Below are 13,664 nucleotides of genomic sequence, written 5' to 3'. Positions count from 1 at the left end.
CTAAAAAAAGGGTAGCTGGCCGCCTCGCTGTCATCAAGCTGCGCGGATGTCACCGGGGCTGCGCGCTCAGTGCAGTGTCTGACTATTGGTGTGCGTCTGCGCAAGCGCCTTGGGTGCGGCAAGGTTCATTTGCTTCAACGCGAGGCCAAATTGTGTGGCCAGACTCGTGACAATCGGGGCGACGTCCGGGCGCACCAGTAAGATGGCGATTAACATTGCATCATCGCGGTCGCCATCGGCTGCTGTCGCGACAAAGTGCGCAAAGCTTGCCTCATCTGCGCCCACGCAATTGCATTGCAACGCATGACGGGCGAGGGGGCGGCGTCCACAACGCACACACATGCCGCAAAGATCACCGAACGCTTCTGCCGCGCGCCTGCCGCGTTCTGGACCCAGAGTGTTGATCATATCGGCGATGACACCCGCCTGAGTATCAGGGCTATCGCACCACATCCGCAGATAGACCACTGCCGCTGCGGTGATTCCGTCAAAGTCCCGCAGATGTCCCACAGTCGCGCCGCCGCGATGCTGTATCCGATCGGTCATTTTGTCAGGATCAATTTGCCAGAACGCGTGATCCGCAACACATAAACCTGATCATCCAGAACGATGTTGGCCAGTTCGCCGTTTTTGATCAGATCACGGGCATCGTAGCGCGGTGGCAGTGCCATCCGGTTTTCTGGTGGTATCGAATTATGCAGGCCCATCACGGTGTCCTGTCTTTTTTGTCGCAACGGTCCAACATCCATTCCACAGGCAGGCCGGCACGGTTTCCGTCTTGCTGTAGGATCGCCAGAATATCGGCCTTGCTTGGTACAATAAGGCGCTCGTCAGGAAGATCCCCGTGGGGTGTCTCTACCATCTTTTCCATGCCAAGAAGTCCTTTCATCAAAGAAAACGTCAGGCTTCCCTCGTCATCACTCGGGTGGCTAGAGCGGTAAAACAAACCTGAGTTATTTTGTAAGATATGTCAATCCGACAATTTTTATCAGGATACTGGACATACGCAAAAACAATGCTAAACCCTGTTCCTGAGTAAAACACTCACAAAAGGGTTATGACATGAACAAGACAATGACTGCGCTGCTTGTTGGCGCGACAACAGCAACTGCGATCGCGTCGTCTGCAATGGCCGAGGGTGAGTTGAACCTCTACTCTTCACGGCACTATGACACCGATGAGCGCCTCTACTCCGACTTCACCGAGATGACAGGCATCACCATCAATCGCATTGAGGGTAACGCGGATGAGCTGATCGCGCGGATGGAAGCCGAAGGCGTAAACTCGCCTGCCGATGTCTTGCTCACAGTTGATACATCGCGGCTGGAACGGGCCAAGAACGCAGGCGTTCTGCAATCCATTGACAGCGAGCTGCTGGAGGCACGCATTCCTGAAAACCTGCAGGACGCAGAGAACCAGTGGTTTGGCTTTAGCCAGCGTGCCCGGATCATCTTCTACGACAAGACAGAAGTCACGAACCCGCCCATGACCTATTTGGACCTTGCTGATCCAGCATACGAAGGTCAGGTCTGTCACCGTTCATCCACCAACGTGTACTCCCAGACACTTTTGTCCGCTGTGATCGAAAACCACGGTGAAGAGGCAGCGACCGCTTGGGCGCAAGGTGTCGTCAACAACTTTGCCCGTGATCCGCAGGGCGGTGATACCGACCAGTTGCGTGGTCTGGTATCCGGCGAATGCGATATCTCGATCTCGAACACCTACTACTTTGCCCGCGCCCTGCGCAAAGAGGTGGATGGGCTTGATGCAGAGGCTTTGGCAAATATCGGTTGGATCTTCCCGGCGCAAAACGCTGAAGGTGCACATATGAACTTGTCCGGTGGCGGTGTCGCTGCGAACGCGCCAAATCAGGAGAACGCGATCAAATTCATGGAATACCTCGCATCTGATCAGGCGCAGCAGTATTTCAGCGCAGGCAACGATGAATATCCGGCTGTTCCGGGCGTGGGCTTGTCTCCGTCAGTGGCGGCACTTGGACTGTTCCGTCCCGACGCGGTTGATCTTACCGAGGTGGCCAAGAACGTGGGAACTGCACAACAAATATTCAATCAGGTTGGTTGGGAATAGACCAACTTAGGCGAACTGAAGGGGTGCCGCGCGAGCGGCACCCTTTTTTGTAATGCCATCCTGCTGACGTGCTGTCCCCACGCCACCTGTCATACATATCAAAATACCTCTGATGCATTTGGTCGCCTTGTGAAACGGTCGGTTCAGTTTTATGTCCTACTGAACGCTGCAGAGGACCAGTGATGGCCGACACCCAAAGACCAAAACCTGAAGATCGACCGGCTGGCAAACGCGTTACTGCGCTCACAGCGCTGTGGCCATTTATGAAACCCTATCGGCTCAACATGATTGGCGCCGGCTTTGCGCTGGTTTTCACCGCCATGGTGTCGCTGAGTTTGCCAATCGCGGCAGGGCAGGTTGTCGATACCTTCGGTCTGTCCAGCGGTGAGATTGGTGCGCATTTTGTGACCATGCTGGCGATTGCGGTGCTGCTCGCCTTTGGTACCGCGTTTCGATATTATCTTGTGACGCGGCTGGGTGAACGGGTTGTCGCTGACATCCGTAAGGCCGTTTTCAATCGGATGATCAGCATGAGCCCGGCGTTCTATGAACGTATCATGACGGGCGAGGTGTTGAGCCGGATTACCACCGACACAACACTGATCCTGTCGGTGATCGGCAGTTCTGTTTCGATCGCACTACGTAACATCTTGATCTTTATTGGTGGTGTCATCTTGATGCTTCTGACCTCGGTCAAGATGAGCGTGATGGTGCTGTGGCCGATCCCGGTTGTCTTGTTTCCAATCCTTTTTCTGGGCCGTCGCGTGCGTAGCCTGTCAAAGGAGAATCAGGATTTGATCGCGGAATCCAGTGGTGATGCCTCGGAACAATTGTTGTCGGCACAAACCGTGCAGGCCTTCACCCACGAAGAGCTGAGCCGCGCAAAATTTGATGAAGTAACTGAGCAAAGCTACCGGTCAGCGCGCCGCCGCATTCTGACCCGTGCGGCCTTGACGGCAATCGTTATTTTCATGGTCTTTGCAGCGATTGTGCTGTTTTTGCAGATGGGGTCGCAGGACGTTGTTGCGGGTGAAATTACCGAAGGTGGTTTGGTCCAGTTCATGATCTACACCATCATGGTCGGTGGTGCGGTGGCGGCGCTGTCAGAGGTGTGGGGTGAACTGCAACGTGCAGCTGGCGCAACAGAACGGCTGGTGGAACTGCTGACCGCACAGGATACGGTACAAGATCCGGACCGACCCGACCTGTTGCCAACCCCGGTGACGGGGGCTTTGCATTTCGATGATGTTCATTTTCATTATCCATCGCGGCCACAGGTGTCTGCATTGGACGGGATTAACCTAGAGATTTCACCCGGCGAAACAGTGGCGCTTGTCGGGCCGTCGGGTGCGGGCAAAAGTACCATCATCCAGATGGTACAGCGGTTCTATGACCCCCAAAGCGGTGCCGTGCGTATCGATGGCAAGGATCTGCGCGATCTGGACCGGTCTGATTTCCGCAAGCACATTGCCTTGGTGCCCCAAGACCCCGTGATCTTTGCAGACACAGCGCGCGAAAATATCCGGTTCGGTCGACCCACTGCGACCGACGCAGAAGTCGAAACCGCTGCCAAGGCAGCAGCAGCTTACGATTTCCTGAGCGCGCTGCCTGACGGCTTTGACAGTTATGTGGGTGAGCGCGGCGTGATGCTGTCTGGCGGCCAAAAGCAGCGGATAGCGATTGCGCGCGCTATCCTGCGTGATGCACCGATCCTGCTGCTTGATGAGGCGACAAGCGCCTTGGATGCCGAAAGCGAATATGCTGTTCAGCGCGCGGTTGAGGAACTGGCCAAAACACGTACCACCCTCATCGTCGCGCACCGTCTCGCGACGGTAAAGAAAGCCGACCGCATCGTCGTCTTAGAAGATGGCAAGATCGTCGCACAGGGCACGCATGACACCCTTGTGTCGCAGGGGGGCCTGTACGCGCGACTTGCAAGATTGCAATTTACCGAAGGTGTCGCTGCGGAATAGCCAAGCTTTTTCGCAGCGTAAGACTTGTGATTTTTTGCGTTTTTGCCCAACCTACCACGCTAGGGAGGCCGCACAAATTTGCGCGGTATGACAATCGGGAGGAGACGACATGGCTTTTGCAAATGTCGCAGATCGGGACGCCATCGAAAACGAAAAGCCGTGGGAGGCGCGCAATACGCCAACGACGACCTATGCGCTGCTGAGCCAGACAGCATCGAAGTTTGGAAACCGCAAAGCGGTCAGTTTCAGTCTTCTCTCAGATCCCAATGCGCAATGCGAAACGCTGGATTGGAACGCATTGCGCGACAAAACAGGGCAGGCGGCAAACATGTTCCGCAGTCTTGGTGTGGCAGAGGACGATGTCGTTGCCTACCTGATGCCAAATGCAACTGAGACGATCCTCACCTATCTTGGCGGGCAAGTCGCAGGGATTGTGAACCCGATCAATCCACTCCTCGAAGCCGAACAAATTGCATCCATTTTGCGCGAGACGAACGCCAAGGTGCTGGTGACGCTCAAAGCATTTCCAAAGACGGATGTTGCTCAGAAGGCAGCAGAGGCCGTGCGGCTGGCGCCCAATGTCACCCACGTTCTTGAGGTTGATTTGCATCGCTACCTGACCGGCCTGAAAAAGCTGATCGTGCCGCTAATCCGTCCAAAGAACCCGGTTTCGCACAGGGCAAAGGTTCTTGATTTCAACGCAGAGATGAACAAGCAGCCAACCGCACTCAGCTTCGAAGACAGCACGGTCGACCGGGTCGCTGCCTATTTCCACACCGGCGGCACGACGGGCATGCCCAAGGTTGTGCAACATCGCTATTCCGGCATTGTCTACAATGCTTGGTTGGGCGACAAACTGCTTTTTACAGAAGAAGACGTGCAGATCTGTCCGCTGCCACTGTTCCATGTTTTCGCGACAATCGTGTCACTTGGTGCCTCTTTGGGATCGGGCGCACAAATTGTCTTCCCGACACCGCAGGGATATCGCGGCGAAGGCGTTTTCGACAACTTCTGGAAGCTGATCGAAAAACACAAAGTGACCTTTATGATTACGGTCCCAACCGCCATGTCCGCACTGATGCAACGCAAAGTGGACGCCGATATCTCCACGCTCAGGCTGGCGTTTTGCGGATCAGCGCCGCTGCCCCTGGAACTTTATCGCCGGTTCGAAGAGGCCGCGGGCGTCACAATCTGCGAAGGATACGGGTTGACCGAAGCAACCTGTCTTGTGTCGATCAATCCTCCAGGCGGGGAAAAACGGGTTGGATCAATCGGCGTGCCGTTCCCCTACACGGACGTCAAAATCGTAAACCCGGCCGATGGCGAAATTCTTGGAACCGAAGAAATCGGTGAAATCTGCATTTCGAACCCCGGTGTCTACGACGGTAAAACCTACACCGAGGCGGAAAAGAACGCTGACCTGTTCTATCCGGGGCCAAAGTCCGACACGCAATACCTGCGGACCGGTGATTTAGGGCGCATTGATGCCGATGGATACCTGTGGATCACGGGCCGCGCGAAAGACCTGATTATTCGCGGTGGGCACAACATTGACCCCGCAGAAATCGAAGAGGCGCTTGCAGGTCATGATGCTGTCGCCTTTGCCGGTGCCATCGGCCAGCCGGACGAACATGCAGGCGAAGTGCCCTGCGTCTATGTGGAACTGGTTGAGGGTGCTACAGTCACACAGCAAGACCTGATTACCTTCGCCAAGGAACATATTCACGAACGCGCAGCGCATCCTAAGCATTTGGAAATTATGGATGAATTACCAAAGACCGCTGTCGGCAAGATCTTCAAACCTGATTTGCGCAAACGTGCGATCACCCGTATTTACGACACAGCCCTGAACAACATTGCCGCCGAAGTGCGTGACGTCAGCGAAGACAAAAAGCGGGGGCTTGTTGCCCACATCGCAAGAACCGGCGAAGCAACAGATGCAGAAATCGGTGCGGCGTTGAACGCTTACACTATACCTTGGGAAATGGTGGACTAAGTTAGCCGAAAGCACATCATCAAAGGATACTGTAATGACGAAACTTGCGTTCTTGGGTCTTGGCGTAATGGGGTATCCGATGGCGGGTCACCTTCAGGCGGCGGGCCATGATGTTACGGTTTACAATCGTACCACGGCCAAAGCCAAGAAATGGGTCGGGCAGCACGGCGGCAGCATAGGGATCACTCCGCGCGAAGCAGCAGCAGGGGCAGATCTGGTCATGGCCTGCGTCGGCAATGATGATGATCTACGCTCCGTTTGTCTTGGCGATGATGGTGCTTTTGCATCTATGGCTCCGGGGACAATTTTTGTAGATCACACAACGGTATCCGCGGCTGTGACGCGCGAATTGCATGATCTGGCCGCGGCAAATGGCGTCGCATTCGTTGATGCGCCTGTGTCCGGCGGGCAAGCGGGCGCTGAAAACGGTGCGCTGTCGATCATGTGCGGCGGTGCGCCAGAAAGCTATGATGGGGCCGAAGCGGTGATCGGGGCATATGCCAAGCTGTGCCGACGCATTGGCGATAGCGGTGCCGGTCAGATGACGAAGATGTGCAACCAAATCGCGATCGCCGGTCTTGTGCAGGGTCTGTCCGAAGCGCTGCACTTTGCCCAAAAGGCCGGGCTGGATGGTGAAGCCGTCGTCGAAGTCATCAGTCAGGGGGCGGCGGGCAGTTGGCAGATGTCCAATCGGTATCAAACGATGCTTGCTGATCAGTGGGATCATGGGTTTGCCGTTGATTGGATGCGCAAGGACCTTGGTATTTGCCTCGATACCGCAAATGACAATGGCGCCAGCCTGCCAGTCACGTCATTGGTTGATCAGTTCTACAAAGATGTACAGAAGCTCGGCGGCGGGCGATGGGATACGTCATCATTGCTTAAGCGATTGCAGGCAATGGACTGATACCTACACACCCTCGGTGTCATCTTCGGGCAGGGCGACGTCAATTGTGAACTTGGTGCACGGTGGCTGCAGCTTTGCGTGACCCGCAGTGGGTCACGCGTGCTTAGAATAAAGTAATGTCCGTTGCCGGTGCTGGTGCCCGTCTGGGCTGCGAAATTTCTGGCAGCGGATCAGCCACCTGCATCTGCCGTGCTGCGCCTGTGGTTGGGATGAATTGAATACGTCGGGCGTGGTTGCCGCCCAGACTTTGTGACAGGCAGGCGATACCTTCGCGTTCAAGGAATTCCAGTGCGAAGGCCGCGTTCGACGCGCCAATGTCACGTGCGTGGTCCGTCATTCGTGCGCCCCCAAAGAGTTTGGCGCGCAGCATCTGTCGCTCGCCGCCTGCTGACAGGACGCGGTTGATCAGCAGTTCCATCGCATTGACGCCGTATTTGAGATCGTCACTTTTGGTAGTGCCAGAGCTGGCAAGCAAGAAGTGGTTCATGCCGCCGACGGCCGCATGTGGGTCAAACAGGCAAACAGCAATACACGAGCCAAGGACCGTTGACATCATGACGCTCGGATCGGCAGAGACAGCGTAGTCCCCCTGAATGACCGTCACAGTTTTTGTGGTCTTTGTCATACGCGCGCCTTTGCTTTGCATTCGGACAGCAATTTGGGACCAATTTCGCTCAGTGGCAGCTCGTGCTCTACGCCGCCCATTTCTTTCGCAATGCGCGGCATGCCATAGACCACACTTGTCCTCTGATCCTGCCCTATCGTTGTGGCACCCGCCTGTCGCAATTCCGTCAAACCACGCGCACCATCACGTCCCATGCCCGTCAGCAGGGCCGCAACGACACGGTCGGCCATAGGCAATGCCGACGAAAACAGCGCATCCACAGACGGGCGATGACCAGATACGGGCGGATCAGCGCGCAATGCCATGCGGGCAGTCCCGCCACCGCTCAGACAAAGGTGGGCTTGGTCGCCGGGCGGCAAGTAGATGTGACCGGGCTTTAGCGGCAACCCATCTTGCGCCGCCTCAACCCGCGCCTGCGTCGCCCCGTCAAGAAGGCGTATCAGGCTTTGCGCAAAACTACCGCCGGTATGTTGAACGATAAGGGTTGGTGGGCAGTTGTCAGAGAAACCTTGTGTGGTTCTCAAAAGCGCATCAATGCCGCCGGTTGATGCCCCGAGCAAAATAATTTTCTGCGGATCAAAGCGCTCTTCTGGTTCAGTTCTGGTCTTGCGTGAGGGCGGATGAATTGTCTTTTGCGATGCCTCTCTTATGGCGCGGCGCAAGACTTCACTGTTGATTTGGTCAGATATGACAACAACATGGTCGCGGACTTGCTTTGAGAGGACGGCGTGCTTGTTTTCCAGCCCGCCCGGAACCAGGACACATCCAATCCCGATAATCCGGAAAAGAGAACCGAGCAGCTCGAACTCCGCACATTCCGCAAATGTTGCATCCATAATGACGCAGTCTGGCTGGTGGTGCTCGGCAAAATTGTAGGTATCCGTCAGCGTCGCGACCACCGTGCAAGCCGCACTCCCGGACATGGCCGTTACCAAACGGTAGAGTCGTGCGCCTTCGATTGGCGATGGATGAGAGATCAAGATTTTCATTTCCACTACGCCATTCTGCCGCTTTATTGACTTGACTTGACTTGACTTGACTTGACTTGACTTGGGCCGCATCCGTCTACCGTGGATTTGCACCGTCTATCTCACCTGCGCCGGGTCGGGTGGGTCGTGATATGAGGTCGATCAACAGCACCAAATCACGCCGTACCAAGGCAAAGAAAGTTGGGCTTTCTTCCCACCCGGTTTAAAAAAGAGAAACATTTCGATGGACCCCAGGTGGTTCTTCTTGGTTCCTTGAGCGTCCACCATCGCGAATAATACAACGCAGATACTCCAATCGAATAGGATCGACGATATCAGTTTCTCTCAACTCGATTACATCGGGGCGTGACCTTGATAGGCGTTCGATCAAAAGCGAGATTTCCATGATCGATTGCGAAAGCAAATCTAACGTCTGAAGGCTGGCAGTATCGATGTCTTCGAGCTCCTTCTTTTTGACGGTCTCCAGCAACTGAATTTCCAGGTCTTGGACAAGCTCGGTCACCGTTCCCAGCGCGATCGCGGTATTCTGTAGGATTGTCGTCATACTGTGCATCGGAGCTTCCAGATCTCGCACGATGTTGCTCATAGCCGGCCCACCACACTTTCGATGCACTGCTTCATGCTTGCGGTTGAGAACGGCTTCTTGATGATGTTGTTGAGCCCGAGGGCTTTTCCTTTTGATACCAGATCGGGCGTGGGATTTCCGGTTACGAGGATGAAGCCTATCCGCGCCGTCGAGCGGTTCTGACGGAGCGCTTGCAGGAGTTGGAGACCATCCATTCCCGGCATATTATAGTCCGACAAGACCAGATGTACTGGATCGGCGACGAGTTTATTGAAGGCGGCACGGCCGTCGTTTTCTGCTTGGTTTTTCCAGATCCCCATCTCTTCGATTGACTGAACAAGTAGCCCTCTGCTCACACCCATATCGTCAACGATCATTACACGCAGTGTGTCTTTCAAACTCATTTTTGATCTTCTTTCGTTTCTAATTTCTGCGAGAGGGGAGCCGGTCCGGCCAATCTATAGGTTGTAATGCCGACGTTTTGGAAAAGTGACTTCGCGGATCCACTTAGTCTTTCCGAGTGACCAATCATCAGATGGCCATCGTCGACCATCGTTTCGGCAAAGCGTTGCCACAGACGTGCTTGCGTTGCTTTGTCAAAATAGATCGCCGCGTTTCGGCAGAATATGACGTCAAACTTGCGTTGCATCGGCCAGTCTTCAATCAGGTTCAGCTCGGCGAACGAGATCATGTTCCGCAATTCGTCGCGGATCACGATAGCATCAGATGACGCACTGGTTGGCTTCATGATATTCTTACGCCAGTCCGTTGGGATCGCTTGGATTTGCTCTGCGGGATAAGTCGCTTCTCTTGCCCGTGATACAATGTTGGGGTCGATGTCGGTGGCGAGAATTTTGACATCATGCCGGCTGAGTTCCGGAGCGCCTTCCAAAATGGCGGCTGCAATGCAATATGCCTCTTGGCCGGCAGAGCAAGCCGAGGACCAAAGTCGAACAGCTTTGCCACTGACGGCTTTCTCCAGCAGCTTTGGGGCGATCGTGTCCCGCAGTGTTTCAAAGTGGTGTATTTCACGAAAGAAATGCGTCACGTTTGTCGTAAGCGCCGAAAGCAAGAAAGGCTGCTCCTGCTGGGCCTCTGGCTGATCCAGCAATGCGCAATATGCTTCAAAATCCGGAAGATTGAGTGCACGAAGACGCTTAGCAAGGCGGGAATAGACCAGCGCCTTTTTGGAAGGTTGCAGGAACAGTCCGTAGCGCGCATTGGCCAGATCAGCAATTCTGCGGAAGTCGCTGTCTGTGAATGCGAAATCGGCGTCAGCATTGGGCTGCCGTTGTAAGCTTGCGGCTATCATGCGGCGGCCGGTTCATAGTTTGGAAGCAGCGCAGCGAGGTTGATGACTTTGGTCATATCGTCCCCTACCGGGATGATTTCTGGTGTCGCGCGCGTGGTTAAGTCCTCCGGACTACGTGGGGTTTCACGCACCATATCGGGGCTTACTCCCAGAATTTCTGAAACAGATTCGACCAGTAGACCGACGATCCTGTCCTCAATTGCAGAGATAATGATAACGTGTCTTTCGCTGGGTTCGATCTTTGCAAAGCCAAGCTTTTCGGCCAGGTCAATGATTGGAATGACAGCACCCCGCAGATTGATAACACCCAGCACATGAGAAGGTGAATGCGGAAGGATGGTGACAGGCGTCCAGCGTCTAATCTCGCGAATTTGGGTGATTTCAATACAAAAGCTCTGACCGCCCGCTATCAGTGTGACAAATTCCAGCTGTTCGGATTGGTTGACTTCGTCAGGAAGTGACATGCTGCTGATCCTCTAATGATTTCGGGGGATGGCCTTGGACAGACGGCGCATTTGCGGCAATCGCCTCTGGGTCAATGATGAGCGCGATTTTCCCGTCGCCCAGAATGGTCGCACCAGATATACCGGCGATTTCGCCGTAGTTGCCTTGCATGCTTTTGACGACGACCTGGCGTTGATCAAAAATGTCATCAACAGCCAGGGCGCATTGTGCCACGGTCTCGGTTTGAATCAGTAACAGAACTCTATCGGTCAATGACTTGTGACACTTTGGTGCGCCAAGCCTGTCGGCCAGATCAACAATCGGAACAAACTCGCCGCGGATGCGCAACAGGTGACTGTTCAGTCCGATCGGAGACAGGTCCGCTGGCGTGGGTCGAATGCTCTCCAGAATGCTGGCAATCGGCACAACCATAGTTTGCCCGCCCACAAAAATGATCATACCGTCCATCACTGCAAGCGTCAGGGGCAACGTGATCGAAAATGTTGTGCCTTCGCCTGTCACACTGCTGATGGCAATCCGTCCGCCCAAACCGGTGATTGCTGTCTTGACCACATCCATTCCAACGCCGCGTCCAGACAGGTTTGTGACCTCAGCGGCAGTCGAAAATCCGGGCGCAAAGAGCAGATGATCAATTTCCTGCTCAGAAAGCTGCGCATCTGGCGAAATGACACCCTTTTCTACTGCGATTTCTCGAATGCGTGGTCGGTTCAGCCCGGCACCATCATCGATGATCTCAATCACGATGCTGCCGGACCTTTGACTGGCGGTGAGCCGGAGGTTGCCACGGCTGCTTTTACCGGCTTTTTGCCGATCTGCGGGTGTTTCAATCCCATGATCAATGGCGTTTCGGATCATGTGCGTCAGCGGGTCGGCGAGGCGTTCGACAACAATTTTATCGACCTCGGTGCTTTCCCCGTCAGTGATAAAGTTGATGTCCTTACCAGTGGCATCAGCGGCCTCACGGGCAATGCGCATCATCCTTTGAAACAATGGCTTGACCGGTTGTGCCCTGATCGCCATCACGCCCTCCTGGATCTCGCGGGCGAGTAATTTGTAGTCATCAAGGTCCGTGAATAGCTCAGATGAATTTGGCAAGGCCGCCTCTTCGAGACGTTGCGAAATGACCGACTGGTTGATGATCAGTTCGCCCACGGCATTGATCAGACGATCCACACGCTCCGGATCAACCCGGAGTGTTGCCGCCGAACGTTTGGCTTGCTTGTCTGATTTGGCCGATTTTGCGGCAGTTGCGGCGCTCTGATTGTTGTCATCCGCGTTCTCGACCGGCGCCGGTGTGTCGTTCAAGATAGGTTCAACTGCCTCAGGCGCGTCCGACACGTCAGGTATGGGCTCTGCGGCGTCGGTGCCAATCGGGATTACCGAAAGATCACAAAGGTCTTCGACGAATTGGAACACCTCCAGAATTGGCAGGTCGTTTTGTGGCCCCTCCAGTGTGACTGTCCACGACAGATAGCCATTGTCCCACGCGAATGATGAAAAACGCTCGGGAAGCCGGGTGGTGTCTACGGCGACAGCTGCGTCCCCTAATTCTTGCAACGCATTGATCAGTAAAAGTGGATCATTGCCAGTATCGTAGAATTCTTTTGTTGGTGCAAAACTAATCTGAAAGCGACCGGCTGTCTCTGTGTCATCAAAGGCCAAAGTCAGGGCTTCGAACACAAACTCTTCTTCGACCGTATCTTGATCCCCAAGAAATGATTGCAATTCGTCAAGGACGGGGGCCACTTTTTCCTGATTTGCAGGAAGGTCGTTGCGCGCCGCATCCACCAGATCAGACAAAATGTCGCCAGCGCGTTGCAAGACGCGCAAAAGATCATCACTCGCGGCGAGCCGGCCTGCGCGCACTTCATCCAGCACGGTTTCAAACTTATGTGCGAAACCAACCAGATCTTCGAGCGAGAAGGCACCAGCAGCGCCTTTGATTGAGTGCACGGCACGAAAGACAGCATTTACCGTCTCGTCATCTGCCTGACCGTCCCGCATATCGCTCAGACCTTCAGTCAATGCGACAAGCAGGTCTTCACATTCTTCAAAGAAGGCGTCGAGTATGGAGCTGTCGTTCATGATGCTAAGTTCCTGTCAATCTCTTGATGACGGAGACCAAGGACGCATCATCAAAAGGTTTGACAATCCAGCCCGTCGCACCGGCCTTGCGTGCCCGATCTTTGAGTGCGGCACCGCTTTCTGTCGTGAGAACCAGCACGGGAACAGCACGATTGACATCGCCTTGACGGATATCTTCGATCACGCCAAATCCGTCTTTGTTTGGCATGTTCACATCAGTAATCACCAAATCCGCCTCGGCATCCTGGAACTTGGTAACACCATCCACACCATCAACGGCAGTCGTGACCCTAAACCCAGCGTTTTCAAGAGCGACTGTCAGGAGCGTGCGGATTGTCCGAGAATCGTCGATCGCCAAGATGTGGGCACTCATGGGTTTGCCTCCATAACGACGTCATCCACCAACCCCAGATCGTTGATGCATTGTCGAAAGGCTTCGGTCGGGTGCAAGAGGTCAAAAGTGTGTCCCGCAGCGGACCATTGCCTTTGCCCCATAAGCAGCAGTTGCGCAGCAAGCCCGCCCAGTCGTGTGATTTCTTTGCAATCAATAATAACTGGCTGGTCCTGTGCTGTATCAAGAAATTGATGCAGCCTTTGGCAGTCGTCGATTTTCATCGTCGCTGTGAGTTCAAAAGTCGCCGTCATTTGCGCACCGCTCC

Annotated in this window: 16 protein-coding genes; 4 read left to right on the top strand and 12 right to left on the bottom strand. The window is 54.6% G+C overall.

Going from position 1 to position 13,664, the window contains the following annotated elements; all coding sequences use genetic code 11:
* Window positions 1-66 precede the first annotated feature (66 nt).
* Genes ACZ1G5_RS03415 through ACZ1G5_RS03405 form a run of 3 tightly spaced genes read right to left on the bottom strand, consistent with a single transcriptional unit; the run spans window position 67 to window position 871 of the window.
* Window positions 67-546 (bottom strand): hypothetical protein, encoded by a 480-nt coding sequence (locus ACZ1G5_RS03415; protein WP_472731515.1) that lies wholly within the window; start codon window positions 544-546, stop codon window positions 67-69.
* Window positions 543-671 (bottom strand): hemin uptake protein HemP, encoded by a 129-nt coding sequence (gene hemP, locus ACZ1G5_RS03410; protein WP_472734265.1) that lies wholly within the window; start codon window positions 669-671, stop codon window positions 543-545. The genes ACZ1G5_RS03415 and hemP overlap by 4 nt, the downstream gene beginning before the upstream one ends.
* A gap of 35 nt (window positions 672-706) precedes the next feature.
* Window positions 707-871 carry a hypothetical protein gene (locus ACZ1G5_RS03405; RefSeq protein ID WP_472731514.1) on the bottom strand — a complete coding sequence of 55 codons (165 nt, stop codon included), beginning with the start codon at window positions 869-871 and terminating at the stop codon, window positions 707-709.
* Window positions 872-1,062: 191 nt separating this feature from the next.
* Here ACZ1G5_RS03405 and ACZ1G5_RS03400 point away from each other — a divergent pair, with 191 nt between their 5' ends.
* The 4 genes from ACZ1G5_RS03400 to ACZ1G5_RS03385 all read left to right on the top strand — a co-directional run bounded on the left by ACZ1G5_RS03400 (window position 1,063) and on the right by ACZ1G5_RS03385 (window position 6,964).
* Entirely contained in the window at window positions 1,063-2,088 is a 1,026-nt protein-coding gene (locus tag ACZ1G5_RS03400) for an extracellular solute-binding protein (protein ID WP_472731513.1), read from the top strand.
* 182 nt (window positions 2,089-2,270) lie between these two features.
* Entirely contained in the window at window positions 2,271-4,061 is a 1,791-nt protein-coding gene (locus ACZ1G5_RS03395; protein WP_472731512.1) for an ABC transporter transmembrane domain-containing protein, read from the top strand.
* 109 nt (window positions 4,062-4,170) lie between these two features.
* Window positions 4,171-6,057, top strand: coding sequence for an acyl-CoA synthetase (locus tag ACZ1G5_RS03390; RefSeq protein WP_472731511.1), 1,887 nt, complete (start codon window positions 4,171-4,173; stop codon window positions 6,055-6,057).
* Window positions 6,058-6,091: 34 nt separating this feature from the next.
* On the top strand, window positions 6,092-6,964 hold the full coding sequence (locus ACZ1G5_RS03385; protein ID WP_472731510.1) for an NAD(P)-dependent oxidoreductase: 873 nt from the start codon (window positions 6,092-6,094) through the stop codon (window positions 6,962-6,964).
* Window positions 6,965-7,067: 103 nt separating this feature from the next.
* Here ACZ1G5_RS03385 and ACZ1G5_RS03380 read toward each other — a convergent pair whose 3' ends face one another.
* From ACZ1G5_RS03380 to ACZ1G5_RS03340, 9 genes are all read right to left on the bottom strand, one after another.
* Complete coding sequence (locus tag ACZ1G5_RS03380) at window positions 7,068-7,589, bottom strand: chemotaxis protein CheD (protein ID WP_472731509.1); 522 nt, start codon at window positions 7,587-7,589, stop codon at window positions 7,068-7,070.
* The gene (locus ACZ1G5_RS03375; protein ID WP_472731508.1) at window positions 7,586-8,578 is read right to left on the bottom strand and encodes a chemotaxis protein CheB; all 993 of its coding nucleotides are present in this window, start codon (window positions 8,576-8,578) and stop codon (window positions 7,586-7,588) included. The genes ACZ1G5_RS03380 and ACZ1G5_RS03375 overlap by 4 nt, the downstream gene beginning before the upstream one ends.
* 202 nt (window positions 8,579-8,780) lie before the next feature.
* A complete protein-coding gene (locus ACZ1G5_RS03370) occupies window positions 8,781-9,164 on the bottom strand; it encodes a hypothetical protein (protein WP_472731507.1) in 384 nt (127 codons plus the stop codon).
* Complete coding sequence (locus ACZ1G5_RS03365; protein ID WP_472731506.1) at window positions 9,161-9,547, bottom strand: response regulator; 387 nt, start codon at window positions 9,545-9,547, stop codon at window positions 9,161-9,163. The genes ACZ1G5_RS03370 and ACZ1G5_RS03365 overlap by 4 nt, the downstream gene beginning before the upstream one ends.
* Window positions 9,544-10,455: a CheR family methyltransferase gene (locus ACZ1G5_RS03360; protein ID WP_472731505.1), complete on the bottom strand. Its 912-nt coding sequence runs from the start codon at window positions 10,453-10,455 to the stop codon at window positions 9,544-9,546. Before ACZ1G5_RS03360 ends, ACZ1G5_RS03365 begins: the two co-directional genes overlap by 4 nt.
* Window positions 10,452-10,919, bottom strand: coding sequence for a chemotaxis protein CheW (locus ACZ1G5_RS03355; RefSeq protein WP_472731504.1), 468 nt, complete (start codon window positions 10,917-10,919; stop codon window positions 10,452-10,454). Before ACZ1G5_RS03355 ends, ACZ1G5_RS03360 begins: the two co-directional genes overlap by 4 nt.
* Window positions 10,906-13,005 carry a chemotaxis protein CheA gene (locus ACZ1G5_RS03350; RefSeq protein ID WP_472731503.1) on the bottom strand — a complete coding sequence of 700 codons (2,100 nt, stop codon included), beginning with the start codon at window positions 13,003-13,005 and terminating at the stop codon, window positions 10,906-10,908. The genes ACZ1G5_RS03355 and ACZ1G5_RS03350 overlap by 14 nt, the downstream gene beginning before the upstream one ends.
* A 4-nt stretch (window positions 13,006-13,009) precedes the next feature.
* Window positions 13,010-13,378, bottom strand: coding sequence for a response regulator (locus ACZ1G5_RS03345; protein ID WP_472731502.1), 369 nt, complete (start codon window positions 13,376-13,378; stop codon window positions 13,010-13,012).
* Window positions 13,375-13,650, bottom strand: a complete 276-nt coding sequence (locus tag ACZ1G5_RS03340; protein WP_472731501.1) for an STAS domain-containing protein — start codon at window positions 13,648-13,650, stop codon at window positions 13,375-13,377. The genes ACZ1G5_RS03345 and ACZ1G5_RS03340 overlap by 4 nt, the downstream gene beginning before the upstream one ends.
* Between the last annotated feature and the right edge of the window lie 14 nt (window positions 13,651-13,664).

It is taken from the genome of Yoonia sp. JB2-21, assembly GCF_055693545.1.
The sequence above is the reverse complement of the archived record's forward strand: the minus strand, read 5'-3'. Positions and strand labels throughout refer to the sequence as shown.

Bases quoted from the DNA above. Each gene is read 5' to 3' on its own strand.
- ACZ1G5_RS03415 (WP_472731515.1), bottom strand. From the start codon at position 546: ATGACCGATCGGATACAGCATCGCGGCGGCGCGACTGTGGGACATCTG.
- hemP (WP_472734265.1), bottom strand. From the start codon at position 671: ATGGCACTGCCACCGCGCTACGATGCCCGTGATCTGATCAAAAACGGC.
- ACZ1G5_RS03405 (WP_472731514.1), bottom strand. From the start codon at position 871: ATGGAAAAGATGGTAGAGACACCCCACGGGGATCTTCCTGACGAGCGC.
- ACZ1G5_RS03400 (WP_472731513.1), top strand. From the start codon at position 1,063: ATGAACAAGACAATGACTGCGCTGCTTGTTGGCGCGACAACAGCAACT.
- ACZ1G5_RS03395 (WP_472731512.1), top strand. From the start codon at position 2,271: ATGGCCGACACCCAAAGACCAAAACCTGAAGATCGACCGGCTGGCAAA.
- ACZ1G5_RS03390 (WP_472731511.1), top strand. From the start codon at position 4,171: ATGGCTTTTGCAAATGTCGCAGATCGGGACGCCATCGAAAACGAAAAG.
- ACZ1G5_RS03385 (WP_472731510.1), top strand. From the start codon at position 6,092: ATGACGAAACTTGCGTTCTTGGGTCTTGGCGTAATGGGGTATCCGATG.
- ACZ1G5_RS03380 (WP_472731509.1), bottom strand. From the start codon at position 7,589: ATGACAAAGACCACAAAAACTGTGACGGTCATTCAGGGGGACTACGCT.
- ACZ1G5_RS03375 (WP_472731508.1), bottom strand. From the start codon at position 8,578: ATGAAAATCTTGATCTCTCATCCATCGCCAATCGAAGGCGCACGACTC.
- ACZ1G5_RS03370 (WP_472731507.1), bottom strand. From the start codon at position 9,164: ATGAGCAACATCGTGCGAGATCTGGAAGCTCCGATGCACAGTATGACG.
- ACZ1G5_RS03365 (WP_472731506.1), bottom strand. From the start codon at position 9,547: ATGAGTTTGAAAGACACACTGCGTGTAATGATCGTTGACGATATGGGT.
- ACZ1G5_RS03360 (WP_472731505.1), bottom strand. From the start codon at position 10,455: ATGATAGCCGCAAGCTTACAACGGCAGCCCAATGCTGACGCCGATTTC.
- ACZ1G5_RS03355 (WP_472731504.1), bottom strand. From the start codon at position 10,919: ATGTCACTTCCTGACGAAGTCAACCAATCCGAACAGCTGGAATTTGTC.
- ACZ1G5_RS03350 (WP_472731503.1), bottom strand. From the start codon at position 13,005: ATGAACGACAGCTCCATACTCGACGCCTTCTTTGAAGAATGTGAAGAC.
- ACZ1G5_RS03345 (WP_472731502.1), bottom strand. From the start codon at position 13,378: ATGAGTGCCCACATCTTGGCGATCGACGATTCTCGGACAATCCGCACG.
- ACZ1G5_RS03340 (WP_472731501.1), bottom strand. From the start codon at position 13,650: ATGACGGCGACTTTTGAACTCACAGCGACGATGAAAATCGACGACTGC.